Genomic DNA, 10,169 nt, shown 5'->3' with positions numbered 1-10,169 from the left:
TTTTTTCGGGAACTTTCACAGACAGGTATTCGCACGTTGAGCCTACACCCTTCGCAAAGGTTGAGAAAAGATCATGTCAACGATGGGGATGCGGGAGCGAATTTCCGCGCCGCCTGAACTGGAAAAATGGGCCTTGCCACCCGTGGAGCGGCGGTCGTGCAGAAGGGAGATGTCATGGACATTCAGCCCGCGAATCTTTGCAGGTGTCAGCGGCTCTCCGCCAAGGTGCGTGTCCGGATAGGCGAAGGCCTCCACCCTCACAAAAGCCGCCAGCCATTGGCCGTCTGCGTCCCGCTGCAAAGGAAACTCCGCCTGCACCGCATCGACCACCAGCGCCACTCCCTGATCGGTCACAAATCGGATCTGCACGTGGGGCCGCCTGACGCTGTCGTTGCCTGTGACTGCAACCTCGACCGCCGCCGCCTTGCCATCGGCATCTCGCCGGACGACGATGCGTGTGAAGCGAAAGGTGCTGCAATCATAAGGTGGCACCACTTCTCCGGCCTCGTTGACCGCCATGGCAGACACCGCTCCGAAAAAGGCTCCAGTTCTATAGGCTCGCAGAGCCGCCACTTCCGCGTCGGCTGCGTGCCCTGCAGTGTTTGGGACCAGCAGCACATTGCGCCCGCGCCCAAAGGTGTTGTGATCTTTGACAAAGAACCCCCAGCAGCGCCTGCCAGTTCTCAGCAGGTCGTCCCACAGCTTGTAGAAGTGCAGGTGCGGCCCCGCGCTGTCATCGTAGAATCCTTTGCTGGATCCGAAGCCCGACGTCAGCTGATTCCATACTTCAATGCCCAGCACACGGGGATCAAAATCCAGAAACATCTCATACAGTTGCCGATCCTGCGTGGGGTGGTTGAGCGTGATTCCTCCTCCATCCGCATGCAGCAGTCCGCCAGTGCGACGGCCATCGATTATTTCTCCATCCAGCGCCGCGCGGAAAACCTCGCGCCAAGGTCGGTTTGCCCCCTGCATCAGGCGACACTGAGTCACCCTGAGCTGCGCCTTGTCATAGATCAACTGCATGTGCAGATGCGGTTCAGTCGTGCTGAAATAAAACGTATGACTGCCTGCCTTCAGGGGCATGTCATGCACCGGCGCTTTGGGGGCAAATTGACCGGTGAACTTGCATTCGATGGCACCTTCGACGGTTAGCTGGGCGAGACCGCCTTCTGCGACGGCCGCTAAAACCAAGTCCAGACGATACACCCCGGCCCACGGGCGAGTTTCATTGAAGACCTGCAAGCCGTCAAACTGATGCGCCAGCGGAGCTGCATTGCGCTGCGCCGCACTGAGAGTGCTGCCATACCCGGTGGCGAGCCGGCTGCCGAGCGAGTTGAAATGCAGCGAAGCGTCTGGCATGGAGTGCTGCTCCGCATTGGGCGCACCTATGACGTCCGGGTGCTTCGCCAGATAGGCCTGAGGGAGGGGATACGTCGGCGCTGAAGGGTAATAATTGCTGAAGGCCAAGTGGCGGTAGCCCATCGCATAAAACTCGTCACGCGAGGCTTCCGTCTGCCCAGTATGCTGATGTGACATCGAGTGCAGAAAATCGCACTTTGCCCAGTCCACGTCCGCATAGGGGTCATGCAAATCGGCTTCCCTCTGCGGCTTCGCCGCCGCATGGGCTTCATTGCGCAGCAGTCCCTGGGCGCCATACAAGCTGGCCATCGTGTGAAGTACGCGTCTTCGTTTCATGACTGAAACCAACGAACCTCTGCCGGGAATTGTTTCTGCCGCCGGTCCTCAAGGTGGAAGCCCCATGCCCTGGCAAAGGCGGCCCTTGATCAAGTCTTGTCTGGCATGCCATTGATCCACTGGCGGAGCATTTCGAGTTCCGTGGGAGTGATGAATGGCTCCTCTTTTTTGGGTGGCATCTCCTTGTAATGGATCAGCTCAATGAGGAGGCTTTTTTTCGCGTTGCCGGGTTTGAGGGCGGGGCCGGTATCGCCGCCTTCGAGCATGGCCGCGAGCGTGCGCATGTCGAGCTTGCCGCCGCGACGTTTGCCACCGTGGCAGCGGATGCATTTCTCTTCGAAGACGGGGAGTACGTCTTTTTGGAAATCGGGCGGGGCTTCAGCGCGGGCAGTTTCTTCAGCAAGGCTGCCGAGGAGCAGCCCGCTGAAGAGGAGGGGAAGGATGGCCCGCATCACTGCAAGGGACTCAGGCCTGGCCGACGACGTTCACAAAGCAGTGGACGTGGGGGAGGACGCGGTAGTTCCAGACGAAGCCTGGGCCTTCGATGCGCCAGGCATCCCAGCGGTCGTTGCCTTTTTCGGCGTTGTCTTTGTAGAAGGCGAGGTGGAGTTTTTCCATGCCACCATTGGTCTTGATGAGCTGCATGACTTCGTCGCCATCTTCCTGACGGAAGGGATCGAGCAGCTTGCGCATGACGCCGGTGACGAGCTTGCGCTGGGATTCATCGAGATCGCCGTAGCCGACGCCGGTGGAGGGTTTTTCCACCAGCTTGGGTTTCAGCGCGCCGACGCCATCGCCGGGAGAGCCGACGATGACGGCCTGCTTGCGCTGGGGCTCGTTGAGCATTTCGAAGACGCTCATGACTTCCTTCGTTTGATCGTTGTAAACGTTCACGTCGCTGTGGCCGTTGGCGGAATGGCCGTAGTACATGGGGCCACCGAAGGCGGTGTTTGGCTGGGAATTGCCATCGCAACGGAGGGTGAGGTGATGGCCGGCGAAGACCCAGGAGAAGGGATCTTTGCCGGAGGGATCGCCGAAGATGGCGATGCCGTTGCCTTCGAATGTCCCGCTGTTGTCCCACTTGCCATTGCGGCTGATGCGGTCGTAGGCCTCATCGCCGGAGAGGATGGATTTGAAGGTTTGCTTGATGAGATCCTGCTGCGGCGCGGTGAATTGCTCGCTGAGTTTTTTGCCCAAAGGCGCGGCGTTGTGTGTCTTGAGACGGGTTGGAATGCCGCCCGCCTCGGCGCCATGATTCCAGGGTTTCACCATGGCCGTTTTCTGCTCGGCGGTCAGCCCCGCAAACAATTCCCGGATGAGTTCTTCGGCGGGCTTTGCGGTCCGGGGCGCTTCGGCGGGAGCTGCAAAACCTGAAGTGAGCGAGGATGCCCCCATGGCCCCCAGGGCGCTGCCGGAAAGCACTCGGATGAAGTCGCGACGTCCGCGATGCGGTGGCGGTGAAGCGTATTCAGCACATTCCGGGCAGGCCGGCGAATTGAAATCGGGTGAGGATGAGGCTGGGTGAGAATTCATGGCGTGGATACAATACAGCCTCGGGTCGGGGCATCTTGCCGATCCTGAGGATGTAGATCACCGCTGCTTCAGCGGGCGGAGAGATCGCCGACTGCCGGGTGTGGCACATCCCTTCATCGCACTGCGTGTGCCGAGTGCGCTTTCACCGGGGACTACTTCGCCTGCTTTGGCTTGAAGATATTGATTCCAGCAACCTGCAGCAGGGCGTTGTTGGTGATGTAGAAAATATCGGGGTCGTCTTTGATCTGGCCGAAGTAAAATGCCGTGCTGGCATTCGGCTGGGTCGGTGAGAAGAGGAGTTCGATCTCACGCACGGGGCCGTCGAGGCGGCCGGGCTCGCCGAGTACGACCTGAATGGTGAGGAAGGGGGTCTTCAGGGCCTGGAGCGCGTCGCTGCGATCTGCCGCCCAGTCTTGGACGGTGAAACGCGAGAGGTTGGCTGCGAGCTGGTCGGCTTTGACGCGGTCGAGTTCTTCCGTGATATCATGGCCGCCGCGCGAGGCTTTCCATTCGGCGGTGACGGGGTTGTAGTCGAGGATGGTCGGCGCAAAGGCTCCTTGCGCCATGGTGATGCGGCGCAGGGCAAAAGTCGTGAAACGCAGGGCTCCGAGGCCTTTCCATTTGATGCCGTCGGTGGGCAGGGAAGGCAGCAGGGAGGCATCAATACGGTAAACGAAGGGCTCGCTGTCGTATTTGGCAAAGAACTGGGTGCTTTCCGGATTGTGGCCAAACATGAGCTTCACGGGCTTTTCACGCTGGGGAGTCCAGGTGACGGTCTGGAAGGGATCGTCCAGGCCAAAGGGGGTGAGATCAGCGGCTGAATCTGCGGCGAACTGCAGGATTTCATAGGTGTTGAGAGCTTCGAGGCAGCGCCCCACGCGTTCGCCGTTGGCGGGGTCCCATTTGCCATGGCGCTGCAGGTACCAGGAGCCGCCTTCGTTGCGCAGGTTGATCTCCGGATGAGTCTTGCTGTTGATGGTGATGAAGTCGAGCCGCTCGCCGTCGATCTGCGTCAGCAGGTGATCACGCAGGGCATTGGGAGTCACCCAGAGGGCGAGAAGATTTTTGGCTACGACCGTGAAGGCAGGTTTGCGATAGGCGGTGGTGGCGGTGGTGACCGCCTGTTTTTCGTCAGCGGGCTTTTTGAGGGTGAACTCGTAGGATTTGCCGCGTGCTTTGGACTCGACGGTGACTTTGATTTCACCGGCATGGGCGGTCTGCGCGTCCTCCTTGGTCGTGGCAGTGACATCCTTGGCCTCGGTGATTTCGATGTTGAGAATGGCGGAAAGCAATTCGGTGATGCGCTCTTTGCTGCCGCGTGTTTTGAGCGGTTTTTCGAGCAGCCAGGGAGCATGCTCGTTTTCACGGCTGAGCACGATCTGCCCGGAGGGCTGATTCAAAGTGATGCTGGTGATGACCTCCGCTGGCAGCCGCAAAAGCTTGGGGTCACGCCAGGATGCGGCGGGAATTTGCAGAACCATCGGCGCTTCACTTTTGGCGAGATACCAGGCGGTGTCATTTTCGCCGCTGCCGGGAATGCCGATGTAAAGGCTGTTTTCGACGGCCCCAGGCGCACCGAACCAGCATTCGTAAACTGGGGCTTCTCCGGCAAGGAGGCGCACTTTGTAGCGTGGCTTGTCCAGTCCGGTTTTTTGCCATTCAGCCGTGTCAAAATCCTTCTGGTGGACGCGCTGGATCCATTCGACTCCATGCAGGGAGATAATGAGCGCGGCGACTTTTTGTGGATCGGCCAGATCGGCATAAGGAGCTTCGATCCTCCAGGCGCTGCCGTCACGCACGAGGGTGAGCGGCACGTTTTCAGCGGTGAGGATTTCGATGCGTGTGACTTTTTCTCGTTCGAAACGGTTGGGGCCGCGCCTGACTTCACGCTGATCGATCGCCGAGGGGAAGTAACGCTCGATGCCGAGGATGATCGCGCCCATGGAGGCCACGAGAAGGAACAGTAGGAGAGTGGTGCGTGCGCTCATGCAATGTCGGTGCTCATGCTGCCCGCCGGCTGGCCCAGACCATGATGCCGAAGCCGAGCACGATGCCCGGCAGGGTGATGGAGGTGATCCAGAAGATCAGCTCATGCTGCTTGGTGGTGAGCTGAATGCGGTAGGAGTGTTTGGACTTGGCGGGAATGCCGATGAAACTTTCGCGGTTCATCAGCCAGTTCACGCTGGCGGCTGCAAAGTCACGGCTCACGGCGAGCATGGTCTGCTTGTCGAGAAGGGTGGGGTTGGAAACAATGACCATGCGCGAGCTGTCCGCACGCTGGGTTTCGTCACCCAAAGCGCCGCGCTCAATGCTGGCGGCCACATAAATGGGCGGCAGCGTGTCCTCTTCATCGACGATGGGGAGTTCTTCCAAAAATTGACGCTCACCCCAGTACCGTGGGGCGGCAATGATCAGCGGCTTGACGCTGATGGACTGCTCCTTGAGCGAGGTGTTCTCCTCGACCAGTTCCAGGGATTCCGTCTGCCCGGCCAGCGTGATGGCGGAGGAGGTCAGATGGCGGATGAAGGGCACTTCCTTCATGAATTCGCCCAGCACGGAGAATTCCTTCTTGGGGCCGGTGCTGGTGCTTTCCGCCATCAAAACGCGGTCGCCACGGGGATGCACGCCGTTGGCCGTGAGAAAGGCGTTGAGCCGTGCGGTTTCACCGCCGGGATCCAGCATGACGAAAATGCCGGCCCGTTTGGACTGCCAGTAGTTGTTGAGCATGACGACCTCACGTTCGGAGAAGTCGTAGCGTGGGCCCAAAATGAGCAGGCCGTCGGTGTCCGTGGGGATGTGGCTGACTTCGGAGAGGTTCACCTGAATGACTTCGAAGTTTTGCTGCCTGCCGAGATCGATGGCGGCGTTGTAGGCATCACTCTGGCCCAAGCCCGAGCGGCTGCCTTTGCCGACGACGTAATAAAAACGCCGCACACGGCCTTCCACGACGGAGATGAGGGCGGATGAGATGGCATCTTCACCTCGAAATTCGATGATCTGCTTGTTGGTGCTGGTGCCCTTTTCCCTGACGACGAGCTCTTCCTCGGTGATGAAACGCTTGTTCACACCGCAGCGGATCAACACGCCGTTTTGTGCGAGGGAGAGGCCGGTGTCTGCCTTGAGCTGTTCAGCGCGCTCGATGTCGTGCACGGGGTCGATGGAGCGCACCTTGATGCGCTGCCTGCCGTACAAGTTGTACTCCTCCAGGAGGGACTGTACTTCACCGTACACTTTGGAGTCACGGGCAAAGACGATGTAGATCTGCACATCCCGTGACAGGCTGTCGAGGTACTTCAGGGTGGCCGGACTGAGGGTGTAGTCCTGGCTGCTACTGAGATCCCAGCGCCAGTAATGGTAGTAATTGAGGCGGTTGACACCGGCAAAGAGAGCCAGTGCCATGAGGACTTGCAGGGCGACGTTCATGCCAATGCCGTAACGCTTCGGCATGGGCTTGGCTGGGGCGCTGGCTGGCGGGGTGGTCTGTTCGGAATCCGGCATGGTGGTGGATCAATCGGCTCACGGGCGCCAGCGGCGGAACTCGACCACGTGGTGGGTGAAGGAGAGGAAAAGCAGCGACATGCTGAGATAATAGATGATGGGCCGGCTGTCGATGAGACCGGCGGTGAAGATGCGGATATGCTCGGTGGCGGCGAAGTAATTGACGATGTCCACGATGGTGTCGGAAATCTTGCGGCCCACGACCATGATGAAAATGCCCAGCAGGAAATGCATCAGGCTCAGGGTGAAGGAGATGATGGCGGCGACGATCTGATTCGAAGTCAGAGACGAGGCAAAGCAGCCGATGGCCAGATTGAACATGCCCATCACCACCAGGATGAGATACGCGCCCCCCATGGCTCCGGAAGGCAGCTCCACCTGACCGGCGGAGATCCAGTGGGCAAACTTGAAATTGAACAGGCTGGGCAGCCACAGCACGCAGTACACGATGACGGAGGCCAGATACTTGGAGCCGACCACCTGCCAGGCACGCACCGGGGCGGTGAAAAGGGTTTCCAAGGTGCCCATCTTTTTCTCCTCCGCAAAAAGACGCATGGTCAGCAGCGGGAAGACGAAGAAGTAGGACAGCCAGAACCACATGGCGTGGAAGGTCCAGCTCACGATGGAGCCTTCGCTGGGCGCGCTTTCCAGTACGGAGAGGGCGGCACGAAAGGCGAAACCATTCAGCACCATGACCAGCGCCAGCACCACGTAGGCAACGGGGGAGACGAAGAAGGAGTGCAGTTCTTTCTTGAGCAGAATCCAGAATATCCTCATAGGACGTGGGTGGGAGTGTCGGTGGGCGTGCCCGTGTTCATGGAGAGTTCGACGAAGACATCCTCCAGGGTTGGGAGCTGGAGGTGCATCTCCCGGATGCGCCATTTTTGCTGCATGGCGAGTTGCATCACTTCTTCACGCACGTCGTGATCCGGTTCGACCCGCAGGGTGAAGCGCCGCCAGGGAACTACGAGCAGCTCTTCCTCCGTGGCCTTGCGCACCGCTGGGATGGCGGAGAATTTTTCCGCCAGACTGCCGGTGCCGTCGATTTCCAAATGCAGCAGCGTTGTGGAGCGAAGCTGGCGCGTGAGGTTGGCCGGCGTGTCGTTGGCGCGGATGCGTCCCTGATGGATCATGATCACACGATCACAGGTCTGCTCGACTTCATTCAAGATGTGCGTGGAAAGCAGCACGGTGTGCTTGGACTTCAGGTTGCGCAGCAGGTCACGCACATGGCGGATCTGCACGGGGTCGAGGCCGTTGGTGGGCTCGTCGAGAATGAGGAGCTTGGGCTTGTGCACCAGTGCATCTGCCAGCGCGACACGCTGGCGGTAGCCTTTGGAGAGATTGCCGATCAGGCGCTTGCGCATGTCGGTGACGCCGGTGAGCTCCATCACTTCGCCGATACGACGGCGCATGGTCAGGCCGGAGAGCCCCTTCAATTCCGCGCGGAAACGCAGGTACTCTTTGACCCGCATGTCGGTGTAGAGCGGGGCATTTTCCGGCATGTAGCCCACAGATTGCCGCACCTGGATCGACTGATGGAAGACGTCAAAGCCTGCCACCATGGCTCGTCCCGAGGTGGCCGGCATGTAGCCGCTCAGGATGCGCATGGTGGTGGATTTCCCAGCTCCATTCGGGCCCAGAAACCCCACGATCTCCCCCGGTTCCACCTGGAAGGAGATGTTGTTCACCGCAGTGCGTCCGGCGTACTGCTTGGTGAGTTCCTGAACATCAATCATGAGTGGGGGAGAAAGGGGGTGGCGGGTTGATAAAACTAAATTTAAGCCTATGCGCCCCTGAATGACAATTCGCAATCAGGCATTCGCAAAATTGATCCGCGCAAATACGCGCATCAATCGTTGTAGGCCGCTTCTCCGTGCTCCGCGAGGTCGAGTCCCTGATTCTCATCTTCATGGGTGACGCGCAGACCCATCGTGAGATCAATGACCTTCAAGATCACGAAACTGGCGATGCCCGAGAGCAGAATCGTCCCGAGAGAGGCGAGGCCTTGAGTCATGAGCTGTTTGCCGATGTGAAAGTCCCCCAGGCCGCCGGCGAAGCTCGTGGAGCCGAAGACAGCCACGAGGAGGGTGCCCACAAAGCCGCCGATGCCATGCACACCGAAGACGTCCAGCGAGTCGTCGTAACGAAACTTGTGCTTCAGCTTGGCGCAGGCGAGCCAGCAGACCCAGGCGGAGATGCTGCCGATGCAGAGCGCGCCGATGGGGCCCACCTTGCCCGCTGCTGGAGTGATGGCGGCGAGTCCTGCGATGCAACCCGTGGCGATGCCCAGTGCGCTCGGCTTGCCATTGCGGACCCACTCAATGGCCATCCACACCACCGAGGCGGCGCAGGCGGAAAGATGGGTGACGACCAGCGTCATCGCTGCAGCGCCATTGGCCGCGAGATGGCTGCCCGCATTGAAGCCAAACCAGCCCACCCACAGCATGGCCGCCCCCACGATGGTCAGCGGCAGGTTGTGCGGCATGAGCTGGGCGCTGGGGAAGTCTTTGCGGGGACCCACCATCACACAGGCCACCAGCGCGGCCACACCTGCGGTGATGTGCACGACGATGCCGCCTGCGAGATCAATCACCCCCGTCAGGCCGAAAAAAGCGCCCGCCTTGTGCCACACGCCGTAGCAGCAGGGCGCATAGACGATCAGACTCCACGCGATGCTGAAGGCGAGGATGGCCTTGAACTTCATGCGCTCTGCAAACGCGCCGATAAACAGCCCCGGAGTGATCAGGAAAAACATCATCTGGTAGGCGAAGTGCAGCAGCTCTGGGATCGTGGGGCAGTCGCTTCTCACGGTGTCCGGGGTCACACCCGAGAGGAACACCTTGCCAAAGCCGCCGATGAGCGGGCCGCCATCTGAAAAGCACAGCGAATAGCCGCACACCAGCCACACCAGGCTCATGACAGCAGTCAGGGCAAAGCACTGCATCAGGATGGAAAGCACGTTTTTGGAGCGCACCAAGCCTGCATAAAACAGCGCGAGCCCGGGAATCATCATGAACAGCACCAGCGCCGTGGAGACGAGCAGCCAGGCGGTGTCTCCGCTGTCAATCGTGCTCGGGCCGCTGGCAGCATGGGCGGAGGTCGTGGCGAGTGCGAGCGCGGCCATCACGGAAAAGCTCCGCAAGGCTCCGCTCCCGCTGCGTTTCAGCAAGGGAAGGGTCATGGTTGGTAGGTGGCTAGTTGGGTTGGCGACTTGGTTGGAGCCGTTGGTGGCTTGGTTGGAGCCGCCGCGATGCTAGTCATGCCGCCGAGGCTGGCAACCTTTTTTGATAACTGGGCACGAAAACTGCTTCAAATAACCTTCCGCCCGGCTGCTTTTTGAGCCGAGGCGTTTTGTCGTGACTGTGTCCTGCGTTGAAGCGCCTCCGGCAGGAGAGGGATCATCCTGATCCCTCAGCGCTCCGCGTTCACCCAAAGCT

8 protein-coding genes are annotated in these 10,169 nt (G+C 59.9%); all 8 read right to left on the bottom strand.

The genetic code is table 11. The features are described from left to right. Positions 1-42: 42 nt before the first annotated feature. Positions 43-1,698: a hypothetical protein gene (locus PSV43_RS08180; RefSeq protein WP_300195423.1), complete on the bottom strand. Its 1,656-nt coding sequence runs from the start codon at positions 1,696-1,698 to the stop codon at positions 43-45. A gap of 89 nt (positions 1,699-1,787) precedes the next feature. After that, complete coding sequence (locus PSV43_RS08175) at positions 1,788-2,150, bottom strand: c-type cytochrome domain-containing protein (RefSeq protein ID WP_300195421.1); 363 nt, start codon at positions 2,148-2,150, stop codon at positions 1,788-1,790. Positions 2,151-2,163: 13 nt separating this feature from the next. Continuing rightward, entirely contained in the window at positions 2,164-3,231 is a 1,068-nt protein-coding gene (locus PSV43_RS08170) for a DUF3500 domain-containing protein (protein ID WP_300195419.1), read from the bottom strand. Positions 3,232-3,383: 152 nt separating this feature from the next. Further along, positions 3,384-5,219, bottom strand: coding sequence for a DUF4340 domain-containing protein (locus PSV43_RS08165; RefSeq protein ID WP_300195416.1), 1,836 nt, complete (start codon positions 5,217-5,219; stop codon positions 3,384-3,386). Positions 5,220-5,232: 13 nt separating this feature from the next. Then, positions 5,233-6,729, bottom strand: a complete 1,497-nt coding sequence (locus tag PSV43_RS08160) for a Gldg family protein (RefSeq protein ID WP_300195414.1) — start codon at positions 6,727-6,729, stop codon at positions 5,233-5,235. A gap of 18 nt (positions 6,730-6,747) precedes the next feature. Continuing rightward, the gene (locus PSV43_RS08155) at positions 6,748-7,506 is read right to left on the bottom strand and encodes an ABC transporter permease (protein ID WP_300195411.1); all 759 of its coding nucleotides are present in this window, start codon (positions 7,504-7,506) and stop codon (positions 6,748-6,750) included. Beyond that, the gene (locus PSV43_RS08150) at positions 7,503-8,468 is read right to left on the bottom strand and encodes an ABC transporter ATP-binding protein (RefSeq protein ID WP_300195409.1); all 966 of its coding nucleotides are present in this window, start codon (positions 8,466-8,468) and stop codon (positions 7,503-7,505) included. The genes PSV43_RS08155 and PSV43_RS08150 overlap by 4 nt, the downstream gene beginning before the upstream one ends. Positions 8,469-8,581: 113 nt before the next feature. Beyond that, the gene (locus PSV43_RS08145; RefSeq protein ID WP_300195405.1) at positions 8,582-9,913 is read right to left on the bottom strand and encodes an ammonium transporter; all 1,332 of its coding nucleotides are present in this window, start codon (positions 9,911-9,913) and stop codon (positions 8,582-8,584) included. Between the last annotated feature and the right edge of the window lie 256 nt (positions 9,914-10,169).

The organism is Prosthecobacter sp. (genome assembly GCF_029946185.1).
In the GTDB taxonomy this organism is placed as follows: domain Bacteria; phylum Verrucomicrobiota; class Verrucomicrobiia; order Verrucomicrobiales; family Verrucomicrobiaceae; genus Prosthecobacter.
The sequence above is the reverse complement of the archived record's forward strand: the minus strand, read 5'-3'. Positions and strand labels throughout refer to the sequence as shown.